The organism is Halomonas sp. B23F22_10 (assembly GCF_043496975.1).
Lineage (GTDB): Bacteria > Pseudomonadota > Gammaproteobacteria > Pseudomonadales > Halomonadaceae > Halomonas > Halomonas smyrnensis.
In genome coordinates this window covers 296,179-313,867 of sequence record NZ_JBIEKF010000003.1, presented here as the reverse complement: position 1 = coordinate 313,867, position 17,689 = coordinate 296,179, and the positions used below count along the sequence as shown (strand labels likewise).

Sequence of the window (17,689 nt, the reverse complement as noted above, 5' to 3'; positions counted from 1 at the left end):
CGGCACCATTGAACCCCGTTTCATCGCCGCGAAGGATTCGCCATGCGCGCCACCGCCAAGACCGAACTGACGCCCGGCTTTATGGTGATCCACGGCAATCGCCTGGAGGCGCTGCGCGACCTGGCGGTGGAATGGCTGCGCAATCACCCGCTGGGGCCGCTCGAGGACGAGGTGATCCTGGTGCAGAGCAACGGCATCAGCCAGTGGCTGAAGCTGGCGCTGGCCGCCGATCCGCCCGCCGGCGCCGGCATCGCCGCGGCAATGGACGTCACCCTGCCGGCGCGTTACCTGTGGCAGGCCTACCGCGCGGTGCTGGGTGCAGACGCTGTGCCGCCGGCCTCGCCGCTGGACAAGCCGCGCCTGATCTGGCGGCTGATGCGCCTGCTGCCGGAGCTCACGGATGACGAGACCTTCGCCCCGCTGGCGCGCTTTTTGGCCGACGACGAGGACCGCCGCAAGCGCCACCAGCTGGCCGAGCGCCTGGCCGACCTGTTCGACCAGTATCAGGTCTACCGCGCCGACTGGCTGGCCGCCTGGGCCGAGGGCCGCGACGAGCTGATCGACGCCCGCGGCCAGGCCCGGCCGCTCGCCGAGGACCAGCGCTGGCAGCCGGCCCTGTGGCGGCGCCTGCGCGACGACATCGGCGAGGACGGCCTCGCCACCAGCCGCGCCTGGGTGCATACCCGCTTCCTCGAGGCGTGCCGCACGCTCACCCCCGAAACGAGACCACAGGGCCTGCCACGCCGGGTGGTGGTATTCGGCATCTCCTCGCTGCCCCGCCAGACGCTGGAGGCGCTGGCCGCGGTGTCGAAGGTCACTCAGGTGCTGCTCTGCGTGCATAACCCCTGCCGCCACTTCTGGGCCGACATCATCGAGCACAAGGACCTGCTGCGCGCCGCCCGCCGGCGCCAGCGCCACCGCCCCGGCATGCCGCTCGCGCTCGACGACACCCAGCTGCACCTGCACGCCCAGCCGCTGCTGGCCGCCTGGGGCAAGCAGGGCCGCGACTACCTGCGCCTGCTCGACGAGTTCGACGACCAGGACGCCTACCGGGCGCTGTTCGACGCCGAGGCGATGCGCATCGACCTGTTCGACTCGCCCGCCGACGGCGAGGCGCCGGGCCTGCTGCAGCAGCTGCAGGACGACGTGCTGGAGCTGCGCCCGCCCCAGGAGACCCGCGAGGCCTGGCCGGCGGTGGACCCGGCCGTTGATCGCAGCCTGCGCTTCCACGTCGCCCACAGCGCCCTGCGCGAGGTGGAGATCCTCCACGACCAGCTGCTGGCCGCCTTCGACGCCGACCCCACGCTGCGCCCGCGGGACGTGCTGGTGATGGTGCCGGACATCGACACCTACGCCGCCGCCGTGCAGGCGGTGTTCGGCCGCCTGCCGCCGGAGGACCCGCGCCACATTCCGTTCACGCTCTCCGACCAGACCAGCCGCCATCGCCAGCCGCTGCTGGTGGCGCTGGAGGCGCTGCTGCACCTGCCGGAGGCGCGGCTGACGGTCAGCGACCTGCTGGACCTATTGGAAGTGCCCGCCCTGCGCGCCCGCTTCGGCCTGGACGCCGACGCCCTGCCGGTGCTGCGGCGCTGGATCGAAGGCGCCGGCATCCGCTGGGGGCTCGACGCCGAGCAGCGCGCCCGGCTCGACCTGCCCGGCGGGCTCACCGCCAACACCTGGGCCTTCGGCCTGCGCCGGCTGCTGCTCGGCTACGCGGTGGGCGACACCGCCGACGGCCCCTGGCATGACATCGAGCCCTATGGCGACATCGGCGGCCTGGAGGCGGCGCTGGCCGGCCCGCTGATGGACCTGCTCGACGCCCTCGAGGCCCAGTGGCGCGCGCTCACAGAGCCCGCCGACGTGCCCACCTGGTGCCGCCGCCTGCGCGGGCTGCTCGCCGCCTGCTTCGCCGCCGAGGACGAGGCCGACCTCGCCACCCTGAGCCGCCTGGAGGAGGGCCTGGAGACCTGGCAGGAAACCAGCGAGGACGCCGGCCTCACCGAGGCGCTGCCGCTCTCGGTGGTGCGCGAGCACTGGCTCGGCCAGCTCGACGAGGCCAACCTCTCCCAGCGCTTCCTGGCCGGCGCGGTGAACGTCGCCACCCTGATGCCGATGCGCGCCATCCCCTTCCGCCACGTCTGCCTCCTGGGCATGAACGACGGCGAGTACCCGCGGGTGCAGCGCCCGCTGGACATCGACCTGATGGGCCACGACTACCGTCCCGGCGACCGCTCACGCCGCGAGGACGACCGCTACCTGTTCCTCGAGGCGCTGCTCTCGGCCCGCGACAGCCTGATGGTCAGCTGGGTCGGCCGCAGCATCCACGACAACGAGCCGCGCCCGCCCTCGGTGCTGCTCGGCCAGCTGCGCGACCATCTCGCCGCCGGCTGGACACTCGCCGGCCACGAACACGAGGACGACGCCGGCCAGGCCCTGGTCGACGCCCTGACCACCGAGCACCCGCTGCAGCCGTTCAGCAGAAAATACTTCCGTGCGGGGTCGGGCACGATAGGAAGCCGCGCGGGGTCGGGCGCGGTAGAAGGCTTTTCAGATAACCCGGGCCTGTTTACCTACGCCCGCGAGTGGCGGGCGGTGCACGCCGGCCGGCCGACGCCGGAGGCCGCCACCGACGGCGAGCTGCCGCCGATCGAGCTCGACACGGCGCTGACGCTGTCGCGCCTCAGCGGCTTCCTCAAGGACCCGGTGAAGGCCTTCTTCACCACCCGGCTCGGCGTCTATCTCGAGCGCGAGGCGCTGGAGAGCCCCGACCACGAGCCCTTCGCCCTGGACGGCCTGGACCACTGGCAGCTGCAGCAGGCGCTGATCGAGGCCGGGCGCCGCGCCGTCGATGCCGCCGAGCCGCCGATGCCCGCCGTGCACGACACCCTGGCGCGGCTGGAGCGCGAGGGGCGCCTGGCCATGGGCGGCTTCGCCGAGCTGATGCGCGAGCATCTGGTCGAGCCGCTGGACGGCCTGCTCGGCGACTACGCCGACCAGCTCGAGGCCTGGCCCCACGCCTGGGAGACGCCGGCCGCCGTGTCGCTGGAGCTCGCCACCGATACCGTTCCCCTTCGCATCGAGGACTGGCTGGACGGCCTGCGCGAGAACGCCGCCGGCGAGCGCTGCCGGCTGGTGCTGATGACCAGCAGCCTGGTCAACAAGGGCAAATACCACTGGAAGCACTGGCTGGCCCCCTGGGTCGCTCACCTGGCCGGCCAGCTCGCCCTCGGCCCCATGACCACGGTGCTGCTCTCCCGCGCCGGCGGCGGCACCCTGGCGCCGTTAGAGGCGGCGGACGCTCGCGCGCATCTGGAGGCCATCGCCCGCGCCTGGCGCGCCGGCATGGCCGCGCCGCTGCCGCTGGCGCGGGACACCGCCTTCGCCTGGCACGAGAAGGGCGGCGATCCCGGCGCCCTGGCCCGCGTCTTCGGCGACGAGGCGAAAGCGGAAGAAGCCGATCACAAGGCCTGGAAGGCCGCCGTCACCGCCTTCCATGGCACCGGCTTCAACGGCGACCATGGCGAGCTTGGCCGCGATCCGTACCTCGCCCGCCAGTGGCGCGACCTCGAAGGTCTGGTGCGCCATGAGGCCGCCGGCCGGCGCTTCACCGAGCTGACCGCGGCGCTTTACGCGCCCCTTCACGATGCGGTGAAAACCAGGAAGAACGGGAGCAAGGGCCAGGGAGGCAAGGCATGAGCACAGTAGACACCCTGCACACAACCGAGACGCCTCGGCTCGATCCCGTGGCGTTGCCGCTCACCGGCAGCCGGCTGATCGAGGCCAGCGCCGGCACCGGCAAGACCTTCACCATCGCCCTGCTCTACCTGCGGCTGGTGCTCGGCCCCCGGAACGAGGACGACGCGGCCAGCTTCCCGCGGCCGCTGACGCCGCCGGAGATCCTGGTGGTCACCTTCACCAACGCCGCCACCCAGGAGCTGCGCGACCGCATCCGCGCCCGGCTGGTGGAGGCGGCGGACGCCTTTTCGCTCTCTACGTCGCCCGATGCCGCGACCGAGACGCTACTTCCGCCGGCCGACGCCGCGCCCGAGCTGTTTCCCAACGAGACCGGCGACCTGTTCGCCGAACCGGAACCGGAATTGGGGACAGACCCCGATTTCGGAGAAATCGGGGTCTGTCCCCAATTCCCCTCCAGCAGCGACCCGCTTCTGGCCCTGCGCGACAGCTACCCCCGCGAGAGCTGGCCGACCTGCGCCCGCCGGCTGCGGCTGGCCGCCGAGTGGATGGACGAGGCCGCGGTCTCCACCATCCACGCCTGGTGCCACCGCATGCTGCGCGAGCACGCCTTCGACAGCGGCAGCCTGTTCGCCCTGGAGATGGCGCTGGATCAGTCGGAGATGGACCTGGAGATCGCCCGGGACTACTGGCGCAGCTTCTACTACGACCTCGACCCCGAGGCGCTGGCCATCGTCGCCCGCTACTGGACCACGCCGGACGCCCTGAACGACACCGCCGCCCGGCTGCGCACCCACGCCGCCGCCCTGCCCGTGGCGCCGCCACCGTTTGAGGCGCTCTCGAACTACCGCGAGCAGCGCGCCGCGGCGCTGGCCGAGCTGAAGGCGCCCTGGCCGGCCTGGCTCGACGAGCTGGAAGAACTGCTCGAGGCCGCCGCCCAGCGCAAGGCCTTCAACGGCCAGAAGCTCAACGCCAGGAGCCGCGCCAACTGGCTCGCCGCCCTGCGCGACTGGGCCAATGACGCGGAGCTCGCGAGCCCCGACCTCACCCCGGCCGCCTGGAAGCGACTGACGCCGGACGGCATCGCCGAGATCTGGAAAGAAGATCCCGTGCCCAACCTGCCGGCGCTGGAGGCCCTGGCCGAGCTGCCGGAGCGGCTCGCCGAGCTGCCCGACCCCTTCGCCGACCTGCTCGCCCACGCCGTGCACTGGATGGCCGCCCGCCGCGAGACCGTGCAGCGCCGCCGCGCCGAGCTCGGCCCCGACGACCTGCTGCACCGGCTGGACGCCGCCTTCGCGGGCGAGGCCGGCGAGACGCTTTCCGCGCGCATCCGCGAGCAGTTCCCGGTGGCGCTGGTCGACGAGTTCCAGGACACCGACCCGGTGCAGTACCGGCTGTTCGACCGGGTCTATAAGATGGCGGCGAATCGAGGCGATAGCGCGGCGTCGGGCGCTGAAAATAGCGCGGCGTCGGGCGCTGAAAATAGCGCGGCTTCGGGCGCTGACAAGAGCGCGGTGCTGCTGATCGGCGACCCCAAGCAGGCGATCTACGCCTTCCGCGGCGCCGATATCCACACCTACCTCCAGGCCCGGCGCGACACTGCCGGCCGCCACGTCACGCTGGGCACCAACTTCCGCTCCGCCACGCCCATGGTCGAGGCGGTGAACCGGGTGTTCGCCCACGCCGAGCAGAGCGAATCCGGCGCCTTCCTGTTCCGCCGCGGGAACGATAACCCGGTCCCCTTCGCCCCCGTCGACGCCAACGGTCGCAAGGACTCACTCACCCGGCACGGCGCCGCACAGCCGGCGCTGACGCTCTGGCATCTGGCCAGCGACGACACCCTGCCCAAGGGCGCCTACCTGGCCGAGCTGGCCGGGCGCTGCGCCACCGAGATGGCGAGCCTGCTGCGCGAGGGCCAGGCCGGGCAGACGGGCTTTACCAAAGACGGAAAGCTCAAGCCCCTGGCGCCCTCGGACCTCGCCGTGCTGGTCAACAACGCCAGCGAGGCCCGCGCCATCCGTGCCGCCCTGCTGGCCCGCGGCATCCGCAGCGTCTATCTCTCCGACAAGGAGGGCGTGTTCGAGACCGAGGCCGCCGCCGAGCTGGAGGGGTGGCTCGCCGCCTGCGCCGCGCCGGACGACGAGCGCTGCCTGCGCGCCGCGCTGGCCACGCCGAGCCTGGGGCTCTCGCTTGCCGAGCTCGACGCCCTGAACGGCGGCCCCCAGCAGGACGAGCTGGCCTGGGAGGCGCGGGTGATGCAGTTCCGCGACTACCACCGCCAGTGGCAGCGCCGCGGCGTGCTGCCCATGCTGCACCGGCTGCTGGCCGACTTCGCCGTGCCCGGCCGGCTGCTGGCGGTGCCCGAGGGCGAGCGACGGCTCACCGACCTGCTGCACCTCGGCGAGCTGCTGCAGGAGGCCAGCACCGAGATCGACGGCGAGCACGCCCTGCTGCGCTTTCTCGCCGAGTCCCGCGCGCATCCGCACGCGCAGTCCGACACCCACCGCCTGCGCCTGGAGAGCGACGCCGACCTGGTGCAGGTGGTCACCATCCACAAGTCCAAGGGCCTGGAATACCCGCTGGTGTTCCTGCCCTTCATCGCCGCCTTCCGCCCGGTGAAGCAGGGCGACCTGCCGCTGCGCTGGCACGACGACGACGGCCACCTGCGCCTGACGCTCTCCGCCGACGAGGCCATCCTCGCCCGCGCCGACCACGAGCGCCTGGGCGAGGATCTGCGCAAGCTCTACGTCGCCCTGACCCGCGCCCGCCACGCCACCTGGCTCGGCCTGGCGCCGCTGGAGGCCATGGAGCGCAGCGCCGTCGGCCACCTGCTCAAGGGGGGCGAGGCGCTCTCGCCCGACAACCTGCGCCCGGCCCTCGAGGCGCTGGCCGATGGCGAGGGTCGGGTCGCGGTGCAGGACGCCCCCGAGGCCGATGCCACGCCGGTCGAACTCGCCGGCGACGACGCACCGCTGGGTGAGGCCCGCGCGCCCACCCGGGCGATCCGCGAGCACTGGTGGATCGCCAGCTACTCGGCGCTGCGCACCGGCGCCACGCCGGATGACGAGGGAACGGACGACGCCGCCGCCGAGGCCGAGCCGTCGCCCGAGCCCACCACCGCCGACGAGGCCACGGCAATGGAGGTGATTCACGAGCCCTTCGATGCCAGTGCCGCCACGGTGAGCGAGGGCTCGCTTCACCGCTTCCCCCGCGGGCCCTCGGCGGGCACCTTCCTGCACGGCCTGCTGGAATGGGCCGGCGAGGAGGGCTTCGCCCGGGTCGCCGAGGACGACGCGCTGCGCGCCGACACCCTGGCCCGGCGCGCCAACCGCCGCGGCTGGGAGGGCCAGATCGCCGCCCTTTCGCAGTGGCTGCCGGAGCTACTGACCACGCCGCTGCCGGTGCCGAAGCCGGGCGATGGCGAGGCCGCACCGTTGCGCCTCGATGCGCTTGCCGGCTACCGGGTCGAGCTGGAGTTCTGGTTCGCCGCGCACAGGGTCAACACCCGCAGGATGGACGCCCTCGTGAGCGCTCACACACTCGGCGGGCGGCCTCGGCCGGCGCTCGAGCCCGACACCTTGAACGGCATGCTCAAGGGCTTCATCGACCTGGTGGTGGAACACGAGGGGCGCTTCTACGTGCTCGACTGGAAGTCCAACCACCTGGGCGCGGACGATGCCGCCTACACCGAGGCGGCGATGGCGGAGGCCGTGCTCGAGAAGCGCTACGACGTGCAGTACTGCCTCTACCTGCTGGCCCTGCACCGGCTGCTCGAGGCCCGGCTGCCGGACTACGACATCGAGCGCCACCTGGGCGGGGCGCTCTACGTCTTCCTGCGCGGCACCCGCGCGCCCTCCCGCGGCGTGCACGCCGAACGCCCGCCGAGCGAGCTGATCCTCGCGCTCGATGCCCTGTTCCGCGCCGCCGAGGAGGCCAACCCATGACCCCGGATACCCCGAATCACGCTACCGATCAGGCGCCGGAATCCGCCGCCTCTGAGCGCGCGCTAATTCAAGCGCCCGAACATGCGCTGAGCGATCACGCGGCGCTGTTCGCCCTGCTCGACCGCTGGGTGGATCGCGGCTGGCTGCGCTCGCTGGACCGCGCCTTCGCCGCCTTCCTGCATCGCGAGGCGACGGCGGCCAACGGGGTAAGTGAGGCCTCACCCCTGCTGTTGCTGGCGGCGGCACTCGCCAGCCACCAGCTCGGCCGCGGCCACGTGTGCCTGGACCTGGCCCAGACGCTGGCCAACCCGGACCTGGCGCTCTCGCTGCCGCCGGAGGGAGACAGCCTGGACGACCCGCCCCCGCTGCCCAGCCGGGTGATGGCCGCGCTGGAGCTCGACGCCTGGCGCGCCGCGCTGGCCCAGCCGGAGCTCGTCGCCGAGGGCCCCGGCAGCACCCCACTGGTGCTCGCCGGCACCGATGCGCGCCCGCGGCTCTACCTGCGCCGCTATTGGCAGCACGAGCAGGATATCCACAGCCGGATCTTCGCCCGGCTCGCCGCGCCCTCCCCCGATGGTGACGGCGCAGAGGCCTTCGAGGCGCCGGACGCGGCCCGCCTGCGCCCGATCCTCGATGCGCTCTTTCCCGAGCGGGGCGATGCGCCGCCAGCCATCGACTGGCAGAAGGCCGCCTGCGCCCTGGCCGGCCGCTCGCGCTTCTCGGTAATCACCGGCGGCCCCGGCACCGGCAAGACCACCACCGTGGTGCGCCTGCTCGCCCTGCTCCAGGCGCTGGCCATGGGCAATAACGAAGACGAGGAAAGCGAAGCGGACGGCGCACCGCCCCTGCGCATCCGCCTGGCCGCGCCCACCGGCAAGGCCGCGGCGCGGCTCAACGAGTCCATCGCCGGCCAGGTGGCGCGGCTGGACCTCGACGGCCTGGCCGACGATCCCGAGCGGCTGCGCGAGGTGATTCCGAAGGACGTCAGCACGCTGCACCGGCTGCTGGGCTCGCGGCCGGACACCCGACGCTTCCGCCACGACCGCCACAACCCGCTGCCGCTGGACGTGCTGGTGGTGGACGAGGCCTCGATGGTGGACGTGGGCATGATGGCCGCGATGCTCGAGGCGCTGCCGCCCCGGGCGCGGCTGGTGCTGCTGGGCGACAAGGACCAGCTCGCCTCGGTGGAGGCCGGCTCGGTGCTCGGCGACCTGTGCGCCCGGGCCGAGAGCGGCCACTACACGCCGGCCACCGCCGAGTGGCTGAGTGAGGCCACCGGCCAGCCGCTGCCCATGGAGACGCGGGACGCCGACGGCCAGCCCCTCGACCAGGCCATCGCCATGCTGCGCGTTAGCCACCGCTTCACCGCCGACAGCGGCATCGGCCAGCTGGCCGCAGCGATCAACCTGGAAGCCGAACCCGCCGCCAAGCGCCGCGCCATCGGCGACGCCCTGAGCGCCGGCTTCGCGGACCTCTCGCACCACAAGCTTGCCGCCGACGACGAGCGCGGCCTGGCTCGCCTGGCGGTGACCGGCTGCCCCGAGCGCTTCGCTCGCCATCAGCCCGGCGCCCGCGCCGCCATCGCGCCGCCGATGGGCTACCGCCACTTCCTGAGCGTGATAGCCGAGGGCCGCCCGGGGGACGACGCGGATCAGGACGCCTTCGATGACTGGGCCCGCGCCGTTCTGGCGGCCCACGGCGACTTCCAGCTGCTGTGCGCGCTGCGCCGCGGCCCCTGGGGCGTGGAAGGCCTGAACGAGCGGGTGCGCCAGGCGCTGGAGCGGGAGAAACTGATCGACAGCCAGGACGGCCGCCAGCGCTGGTACCCCGGCCGCCCGGTGCTGGTGACCAAGAACGACTACGGCCTGGGGCTGATGAACGGCGATATCGGCATCACCCTGGATATGCCGCGCCCGGATGCAAAGCACTCTTCACAGCGCCCGAACAATGCGCCTGCCGACAACCGCCGCCTGCTGCGGGTGGCCTTCCCCGCCGGCGACGGCACCGACCGCATCAAGTGGGTGTTGCCCTCGCGCCTGCAGGCGGTGGAGACGGTGTTCGCGATGACGGTGCACAAGTCCCAGGGCTCGGAGTTCACCCACGCCGCCCTGGTGCTGCCCGACGCGCCGAACCCCATCCTCACTCGGGAGCTGGTCTACACCGGCATCACCCGCGCCCGCCACTGGCTGACGCTGGTGGAAACCGGCCGCGGCCAGCTGATGGACGCGGCGCAGCGGCGGGTAATGCGGGTGAGTGGGCTGGGAGCGTCCGGGAAGGCATGAGCATCAGTCGGAATCTGGCACCTGACGCTCACTGCCCTGGTGACCATAAATCACCACGCTCACTCTTTCTTCATGGTTTTCCGAGGAAAGGGTGAATTTATTACCAAAGAAAAGCGTCGCTTCCCCCACTTCATTCGCCGACATGTGGCAGACCTCCCCACCAAACACGACACCGGGCTCTCGAAACGGCGTCATGCTTCTTGATGGCTTGCACTCGACGCTTGCCACGTTGGGTGCCGATGTCTTGACCCCAGGATAGTAACCCCACCACCCGGGAAATCCGTTCCCGACCGACAAGATCTCAACCACCTCCCCCTTCTCGACCCGAAGCAAGGGGGCGTCGCTCGACGCGTCTAACTGGGTGACATAGCTGTTCCTTACCCCTGCACATCCTTGTAGAAAAGACACAGCGGTAGCAACAAGGATCATGGTTTTTATATTTCTTTTCATTCATTTTCCCTTATAAAAAGAATAGCAGAAATACTGACGTCGCGAGCTTCATGTTAAAGCGAGAAATACCCCCCCACATTGCAGGAGACCTGACGACTCGATACTAGCACGCGGCCTGCTGCAGGCAGCCTTTTCTACCAGCGATAGCACCGAGCCCATCAAGTGGGTGCTGCCCAACGCGCCGAACTCCATCCTCACCCGGGAGCTGGTCTACACCGGCATCACCCGCGCCCGCCACTGGCTAACGCTGGTGGAAACCGGCCGCGGCCAGTTGATGGACGTGGCGCAGCGGCGAGTGATGCGCGTTAGTGGGCTGGGGAGTTGATAACCATAAGCTCCCTTATTAAAGCCGACTTGTAGGTCAGCTTTCGGCCAGAAGCGATATTTAAAAGCAACTTGAAGAAAAGCTCGCTTCGATTGCTCGCTTTTATGTCAAGCCACAGAAACTTTAATTAAAAAAATAAAAAACCACTAAAAACCATCAACCAAGGCCATTCCCCCTCAGAAAATCCACGTTGGTTTTCCGCATATAAAATTGCACACCCTCGTACATCCCATTTACCCTTTATAGCAATAGTCGATGACTTCTTTGAACCCCACTTCTTCACGCGCCAGCCTAACTTCCAACTCATTCAGGCGTTCAACGCTGGACAATTCATCACTTGACGAAATCTTAACCGAGAAATCAGATTTGTAACCTTTCCCAACCCTCGACAGCTCAATACTTAGCTGTTTCAAAATTTCGTCTCTTAGCAATAGTTGGTTTCGGCGAAAGCGGATGAGCCTGTGACAATCGAAGAAATCTGATCGCTTTGACGAGTCATGTTTCCTACCGTTCCATCCGGTGCTTTGCGTGGCACGATACAAAGCACGATCTTGTATTTCCCTCCAAACTCGAAAATCGAAATAGGTAGTCGGATTCGGATTCTCATACGTCGCCTGAGGGTGAAAATTGGTTGCCTCAAACTCGTGCTTATCAATGACGGCCAAGGTTTTATTCTGTGCGTTTAGCATGCGCTTGAATGATATGGGCATATCAAAGCGCATGAGTTTGGCTCCATCCAAGATCCGCACTTCCCTTGGCAGTTGTTCATCATCTCGGCCCCAGTGTCTTTCTCTAAATTTTGGCAACCACTGAATATGCGTACCAAAGAGACGCACAACACCGGCTGATCTAAACGAAACTACGTGAACTTTTTCATCACCTTCATCTTTGTAAAGAAAATAAAATGCTCTACCGAACCAAATTAGCGACTGACCTATCTCTTCCACTAATTCACGTATTTTTTTGTCAATCGAATGTGATGCGTATCTCGTCCTAGCATTGGAAAGTAGTTTTTCCACAACTTCCTCGGAATTCGAAACAATCTCAAAAAAATCACCATCCCGATAGTTTGATGGATAAAAAATTCTCGCAAAGTCCTCATCAAACATACGGCGATTGAAATTTGAGCTTTTTGTATCAGAATTAACAAACAGGCGATCAATCAAGCCAACCTCATCTTCACAATAGTGATTTCGGCGCGAAGGCTCAGATCTAAAAATTTTCACAACATTACTCCTCGCCATCTTTACTAAAACGATCAGCAAGGGCGGTTATTTGATCATCAACCTCAAAGTCCATAATTTCTATTTCTGGAATAACGTGTAACGCAAAAAATAGATGGGAAGCATCAGAAAGTGACATTAGAAACTCTCTCACAATTTCATTCGGGTGCTGGCTCCCTCTCCCCATACTCATTTGGTCCCCATACCCATCATTTCTCACGCGATTTTCGAACGACATTTTCCAATTAGTCCTGATTAGACTCCGCGGAGACGCCCTCATACTAAACCTGAACGGATTTGACAACAGCAACATCCGCTTAAGGTATTTTTGCTTATCAGAAGAACGCTTAACCCAAGAATCAAATTGTGCAAGGGCACTCTCCGACAATTTATCATTCTCAAAATAAGCACCATAGAGAATTGCAAACCCCAAGACAGACGCCAAGTCATTAATAACTGTAGAAATGAGATGAAGTCTAAATTCGTCATTTACATCAAAATCTGGATCCACAAACTTCGAATCCGCTGCTAGAAACGCTAACCCAAGAAACATCGGGACAACCTTTCCTAGCTTACTTTCTTCATTATGTTCAATCGCGCTTATGCAAGACTCGGCCAATTCGAAATAGATTTGCCCAAAGTGATCGGGGACTTCGTCGTTATGTTTTGGTTCAAATATATGCCCCACCATACTTCCATTGCTGAGCCTAGATATTGCACCATCTCTCGCAAAAGAAAACTGATCGGTCATCTCAGCGAAATTGATTTCGCATAACGCGTATTGCTCTTCACTGTAATGTCTATAACTCTGATATCGATCCACAAGGTGTTCAAGCTCATCAAACCAAGCCGGCAACTTCCAATGGCTATGCAAGCTTGCAAGGACAACCTGCGTTGCAGCCTCTGACATTTCCAAGCTTGCCATCAAATCCACAAAATCGGGGATCATATTTTGATAGAAATCGCATACAGCAGGCAGTACGTTTGAGTAGTGCAGTAAAAGCTTTTGGACAGCCAACTGTTGGACATATTTTGGCTTGGACAGTCGCTGTCCTTCGACATCTTTTTCAAATTCAATGCGTTCAACTATAAAATCGAGCTCAGCTTGAAGAAAGGCGGGCAAACGGCGTAGAGATTTCTTACTCCACTCATCCGCCTCAAAAAACTGCTTTAGCTCTTTTTCAAAGGTAATCATTCTGCGTAAAGTTTCTAAACAGAGATTATTCCCCAGCGCAGCCCATGTGTCTGCCAACCCAATTTTAAGCTTTGCTGTTTCAGCATCCGCCACATTGACCGATGAACGAAAAGCTTGCTCAATGACACTCTTGAACCTTTTAACCTCCTGCATTCCAACATCAAAATGAAACCATACTGCATAGTCTGATAGGCGGGTTGAGAAACGGCCAATTAGTTGCAATGAAAGATCGAAGTCACCAACTTCTAATGCTAGCTCAATGTGACTTGCCAACCTATTAACGATCTCGTTTTCAAGCCACCGATGATCTGGCTTTTCTTCCATCAGCATTTCCTGGCTGCTCGTTTTCAGCGCCCTAGAAGTCGTACTATCACCAGCTAAAAACCATTGCTTGTGCTTATTTCTCCGCGGAAACCAGTAGCTCTCTTGATCAATAGCGTGTTTCTGACGAAGGTAGTGCAAAAGCAAGGCTGTGTAAGCATCACTAAGTGCAGGAAGATTGTCTTGCAAGCTCTCCTTTTCTGCCTTAATACGATCATCAATATAGGAAAGCTGCTCAAGTGCTTGTCGCGCAGCCCTAGAATGATGATTGGCCAAAAAAATTGAATTTCGGTGGCTTGCAGCACCTTCAATGTGGCGAACAAGACTGGGAATAATTTCGCTTTGAACCAGCACTTTTAGATCAAAAAAGTTAAACAACCTCTGACCCAATGGAAACAACGCCAAAGCGCTCAATAAAGTCAAAATTGTACCGAAGCAATAAACTAAGAAACCAGGTTCTAAACCAAACGAATTCAAGCCAGTCGCTACTAAACAGAAAATCGTCGTAAGCACTAAAAGCCGAGAATATAAACTTCCTACCTGCTCATTGGTGAGCATTCGTATGATATCACGGCGAAGCCTAGTGTATCCGGCGCTTAGAATAATGCCAATTGTAGCGAAATATATCGAAAATATTGCGGTAAGCAGCTGAGAATACAGCCTAAGCTGATCGATATTAAAACCTTTATCATCATCACTTAGTTCTGGGATCCAAGACAGGTTGTCACTAATATAACTCTCGATAAAACTTAGAACAACCAAAACCAAAACGACCCAAAACAGACTTTTCAAGCCGACCCATGCAATAGAGAATAAAATACCGAAATTTGTCTTTGCTTCGGTGGCTGAGACGCTTCCCTTATGCGCACTTCGCTCGAACAAAAAACCTATCTTCACCAACCATGTTCTGAAATACCAAAACCAAGGCTTAGAGCTTAAAAAAACCTTTATCCGATCAATCAAAATTCACTCACCCTCAATGCTCACTACTCACATATGGCTGACAAAAAACCAATTGAAAAAAATTGGCAAAATATCCCGGCCAACGCTTAGGCACCCAAAACTATTTCCACGCCCTCCACTTAACAATACCAACATAGAAGTGAGCAATGACGCTAATTTTTTATCATTTTTAACCAGTGCTCACACTTATTTCCAAAAAGTTTAACCCCAATAAAACCCAATAAACCAAACAGATTTCTTCAGTATTGTGGCTGCAATAAGCAGCAACATATTTTTCAACATAAAACTCAGCAGCAGGCATATCATTGAGGGTCATAGATATCTCCACTTTATTCAAAACTATTTCGCCGAAGTATCAACGGCTCGTCAGAAATATCTGCTTGGAAGAGCACATATAGTTGGTACCAGCCCGGCTTTCATAAGCTTTAGCCAGATATTGACGATGTTGATAGCTACGCTTGCGCAATTCGATAGCTTTACGGGTATCAGCAATCAGGGGGTCGCCACCACGTATGCACACCCGCAGAGACTGCGGATGCCGTAGAGTGCAAGATTCAGTGATTTGATCGGCCATCGGCAGTTCCCTTGCTATTGGCTGATCCATCAGCGTAGGGCGATAGAGACAGAATGTCAGCGCTTGAGGACAATTTTTCTTAGGTCAATTGGTCTAGGTTCGTCCTACCCTGACCACGCCTCGCTCGCTCACAACAGACAACCACGCGCTTGGCGCGAAGGTCCCCGTCCGCCATGATGGTGGCCTTTATCAGCTGCGGGAGACTTCGGGATGAACCAGACACCACGCGCGCCGGCGCCGCTGACGGAGATCGGCGGCCGCTCCGTGCTGTTCGTGATGGCGGCGGACGCGGAATACGGCCCGCATCTGAAGGAGCGGTTCGTTGCCTTCATGACCGGCGTGGGGCCGGTGGAGGCGGCGGTGGAGCTCACCGCGGCGCTGGCGGAGCTTGCGGCGCGCGGGCAACGGCCGGACCTGGTGGTGTCGCTGGGCTCGGCGGGCAGCCGGGCGCTCGAGCAGACCGAGGTCTATCAGGCCACCTCGGTGGCCTACCGCGACATGGACGCCTCGCCGCTGGGCTTCCAGAAGGGCGTCACGCCCTTCCTCGACCTGCCGGACATCCTGCCCCTGCCGCTGCGCATTCCGGGGATTCACGAGGCGTCGCTCTCCACCGGCGCCAACATCGTCTCGGGCGCGGCCTATGCGGCCATCGCCGCCGACATGGTGGACATGGAGAGCTACGCCTGCCTGCGCGCCTGCACCCGCTTCGGCGTGCCGCTGGTGGTGCTGCGCGGCATCTCGGACGGCAAGGCGGAGCTCAACCACGTCGACGACTGGACGGAGTATCTCCATGTGATCGACGAGAGGCTGGCCGCCGCGGTGGATAGGCTGGGCGAGGCGCTCGGCGAGGGCTTGTTACCGGGCTGAGGCGCCACCGTCGAGGCCAGGGCGCGGCGCGTCACGGCGTGGGCACCAGCGCCATGTGCAGCAGCGGATAGGGCTTGCCCAAGCCGTCGAGCGGCGAGCGGTCGGTGACGGAAAAACCCTTGTGGCGGTAGAAGCCCAGCGCCTGCGGGTTCTGTTCGTTGACGTCCACCCGGGAGGCGTTCTGGGCGGTCACCGCGTCATCCAGCAGCAAGGCGCCGATGCCGGCGCCGCGCGCCTGGGGCGCGACGAACAGCATCTCGATCTTGCCGCCTTGCACGCCGCAGAAGCCCAGGATGTCACCGCCCTCGCCCTTGACGCAGGTCAGGTCGACGGCGCCGAAATACTGCTCGTAGATGAGCGGCTTCAGCTCCAGCAGGTCGTCTTCCCGCAGGAAGTCGTGCGTTGCCCTGACCGAGGCCTCCCAGACCTCCAGCAGCTCGCGGTAGTCTTCCTTTTCCACACTCTCGACGTACATCCCACACTCCCCTGTTTCTTATTCCCTATCCGCCATGGCGTCGTGCGCCGCCTCGTGGCGGCCGGGTCGAGACAAGGGCCCGGCGCTCGGGCGACGTCGCAGCGGCTGGCGCGCCGATAAAAGACGCCATGCCGCCCACTGCTGTCAACCGACGCCACCGTATCCCGCACTCGTGGAGGCCATTCCCATGACATCGCCGAATCCCCTGACCGACCGGCTGGGCATCCAGCCAATCATCCAGGCGCCCATGGCCGGCGTGGCCACGCCGGCGCTGGCGGCGGCCGTGTCGAATGCCGGCGGCCTGGGCTCGCTGGGCATCGGCGCCAGCGGCGTCGACAAGGCTAGGGCGATGATCGAGCGCACCCGGGCGCTGACGCCCCGCCCGTTCAACGTCAACGTCTTCTGCCATGCGCCCGCGCAGCGCGACCCGGCCCGGGAGGCGGCCTGGCTGTCGCACCTGGCGCCGCTGTTCCGGGAATATGACCGCGAGCCGCCGGCGGGGCTCGACGAGATCTACCGCAGCTTCGTGGAGGACGAGGCGGCCTTCGAGATGCTGCTCGAGACGCGCCCCGCCGTGGTCAGCTTTCACTTCGGCTTGCCGCCCGAGGAGTGGATACGCGCGCTGCGGGAGGCCGGCATCTACACGCTGGCGACGGCGACCAACCTGCGGGAGGCGCGCGAGATCCAGGCGCGAGGCGTCGACGCCATCGTGGCCCAGGGCGATGAGGCGGGCGGGCACCGCGGCTGCTTCGACCCGGCGGCGGACGATGAGCGGCTGAGCACCGCCGTGCTCGTTCGCCGGTTGGTCAGGGAGATGGACCTGCCGATCGTCGCGGCCGGCGGCATCATGGATGGCCAGGGCATTCGCTCGGCCCTGGCGCTGGGCGCCTGCGCCGCCCAGCTGGGAACGGCCTTTATCCTGTGCCCGGAATCGGCGGCCAACGAGGGCTATCGCGCGGCCCTCAAGAGCGAGCGCGCCGAGACGACCCGCATGACCACGGCGCTGTCCGGGCGCCCGGCGCGCGGCATCCTCAATCGCCTGATGCGCCATGCCGAGGCCACGCCCGGGGCCACGCACAGGGCCATGCCCAGAGTCAGGCCGCCCGCCTATCCAGTGGCGTACGACGCGGCCAAGCGGCTCAACGCGGCGGCGGCCGAGCGCGGCGATCATGACTTCGCGGCCCACTGGGCCGGACAGGGCGCGCCGCTGGCGCGCGAACTCCCCGCCGGCGAGCTGGTGAGCCGGCTGCTTCGGGAGTGGCGAGGCGGCGCCTGACGGCACGGGCACGGCCGTTCCGGAGTGCCCGGCGGCGGCGCCGTCGTTGAGCACGCCCGGGGTGTCGGCGGCTGGCCGAGGCTTTAGGATGAGAGGCGACC

The 17,689-nt window shown here is 64.3% G+C and carries 11 protein-coding genes and 1 pseudogene; 6 read left to right on the top strand and 6 right to left on the bottom strand.

What is annotated here, in order from left to right:
- Positions 1-42: 42 nt before the first annotated feature.
- Genes recC through recD form a run of 3 tightly spaced genes read left to right on the top strand, consistent with a single transcriptional unit; the run spans position 43 to position 9,919 of the window.
- Complete coding sequence (gene recC / locus ACGTNF_RS08600) at positions 43-3,696, top strand: exodeoxyribonuclease V subunit gamma (RefSeq protein WP_394601334.1); 3,654 nt, start codon at positions 43-45, stop codon at positions 3,694-3,696.
- Positions 3,693-7,637: an exodeoxyribonuclease V subunit beta gene (recB, locus tag ACGTNF_RS08595; RefSeq protein ID WP_394601333.1), complete on the top strand. Its 3,945-nt coding sequence runs from the start codon at positions 3,693-3,695 to the stop codon at positions 7,635-7,637. The genes recC and recB overlap by 4 nt, the downstream gene beginning before the upstream one ends.
- Complete coding sequence (recD, locus tag ACGTNF_RS08590) at positions 7,634-9,919, top strand: exodeoxyribonuclease V subunit alpha (RefSeq protein WP_394601332.1); 2,286 nt, start codon at positions 7,634-7,636, stop codon at positions 9,917-9,919. Before recB ends, recD begins: the two co-directional genes overlap by 4 nt.
- Before the next feature lie 3 nt (positions 9,920-9,922).
- On the opposite strand, the gene ACGTNF_RS08585 is transcribed toward recD, so the two are convergent.
- Positions 9,923-10,369 (bottom strand): hypothetical protein, encoded by a 447-nt coding sequence (locus ACGTNF_RS08585; protein WP_394601331.1) that lies wholly within the window; start codon positions 10,367-10,369, stop codon positions 9,923-9,925.
- A 115-nt stretch (positions 10,370-10,484) separates the two neighbouring features.
- On the opposite strand from ACGTNF_RS08585, the pseudogene ACGTNF_RS08580 reads away from it, so the two are divergent.
- Positions 10,485-10,694: pseudogene (locus ACGTNF_RS08580) on the top strand (ATP-binding domain-containing protein); the annotation flags it as partial.
- A gap of 233 nt (positions 10,695-10,927) precedes the next feature.
- Here ACGTNF_RS08580 and ACGTNF_RS08575 read toward each other — a convergent pair.
- The 4 genes from ACGTNF_RS08575 to ACGTNF_RS08560 form a co-directional block, all read right to left on the bottom strand.
- On the bottom strand, positions 10,928-11,920 hold the full coding sequence (locus tag ACGTNF_RS08575; protein WP_394601330.1) for a hypothetical protein: 993 nt from the start codon (positions 11,918-11,920) through the stop codon (positions 10,928-10,930).
- Between the two features lie 4 nt (positions 11,921-11,924).
- Complete coding sequence (locus ACGTNF_RS08570; protein ID WP_394601329.1) at positions 11,925-14,330, bottom strand: hypothetical protein; 2,406 nt, start codon at positions 14,328-14,330, stop codon at positions 11,925-11,927.
- A gap of 235 nt (positions 14,331-14,565) precedes the next feature.
- Entirely contained in the window at positions 14,566-14,712 is a 147-nt protein-coding gene (locus tag ACGTNF_RS08565) for a hypothetical protein (protein ID WP_394601328.1), read from the bottom strand.
- Positions 14,713-14,751: 39 nt separating this feature from the next.
- Positions 14,752-14,970, bottom strand: coding sequence for a hypothetical protein (locus ACGTNF_RS08560; protein WP_394601327.1), 219 nt, complete (start codon positions 14,968-14,970; stop codon positions 14,752-14,754).
- 210 nt (positions 14,971-15,180) lie between these two features.
- Between ACGTNF_RS08560 and ACGTNF_RS08555 the strand changes: the two genes are divergently transcribed.
- Positions 15,181-15,837 carry a 5'-methylthioadenosine/S-adenosylhomocysteine nucleosidase gene (locus ACGTNF_RS08555; RefSeq protein WP_394601326.1) on the top strand — a complete coding sequence of 219 codons (657 nt, stop codon included), beginning with the start codon at positions 15,181-15,183 and terminating at the stop codon, positions 15,835-15,837.
- Positions 15,838-15,868: 31 nt separating this feature from the next.
- On the opposite strand, the gene ACGTNF_RS08550 is transcribed toward ACGTNF_RS08555, so the two are convergent.
- A complete protein-coding gene (locus ACGTNF_RS08550) occupies positions 15,869-16,312 on the bottom strand; it encodes a GNAT family N-acetyltransferase (RefSeq protein WP_394601325.1) in 444 nt (147 codons plus the stop codon).
- Positions 16,313-16,499: 187 nt separating this feature from the next.
- Between ACGTNF_RS08550 and ACGTNF_RS08545 the strand changes: the two genes are divergently transcribed.
- Entirely contained in the window at positions 16,500-17,588 is a 1,089-nt protein-coding gene (locus ACGTNF_RS08545; protein ID WP_394601324.1) for an NAD(P)H-dependent flavin oxidoreductase, read from the top strand.
- Positions 17,589-17,689: the final 101 nt, after the last annotated feature.

Excerpts from the sequence above, each read along its gene's own strand:
- recC (WP_394601334.1), top strand. The coding sequence starts at position 43 with ATGCGCGCCACCGCCAAGACCGAACTGACGCCCGGCTTTATGGTGATC.
- recB (WP_394601333.1), top strand. The coding sequence starts at position 3,693 with ATGAGCACAGTAGACACCCTGCACACAACCGAGACGCCTCGGCTCGAT.
- recD (WP_394601332.1), top strand. The coding sequence starts at position 7,634 with ATGACCCCGGATACCCCGAATCACGCTACCGATCAGGCGCCGGAATCC.
- ACGTNF_RS08585 (WP_394601331.1), bottom strand. The coding sequence starts at position 10,369 with ATGAAAAGAAATATAAAAACCATGATCCTTGTTGCTACCGCTGTGTCT.
- ACGTNF_RS08565 (WP_394601328.1), bottom strand. The coding sequence starts at position 14,712 with ATGACCCTCAATGATATGCCTGCTGCTGAGTTTTATGTTGAAAAATAT.
- ACGTNF_RS08560 (WP_394601327.1), bottom strand. The coding sequence starts at position 14,970 with ATGGCCGATCAAATCACTGAATCTTGCACTCTACGGCATCCGCAGTCT.
- ACGTNF_RS08555 (WP_394601326.1), top strand. The coding sequence starts at position 15,181 with ATGAACCAGACACCACGCGCGCCGGCGCCGCTGACGGAGATCGGCGGC.
- ACGTNF_RS08550 (WP_394601325.1), bottom strand. The coding sequence starts at position 16,312 with ATGTACGTCGAGAGTGTGGAAAAGGAAGACTACCGCGAGCTGCTGGAG.
- ACGTNF_RS08545 (WP_394601324.1), top strand. The coding sequence starts at position 16,500 with ATGACATCGCCGAATCCCCTGACCGACCGGCTGGGCATCCAGCCAATC.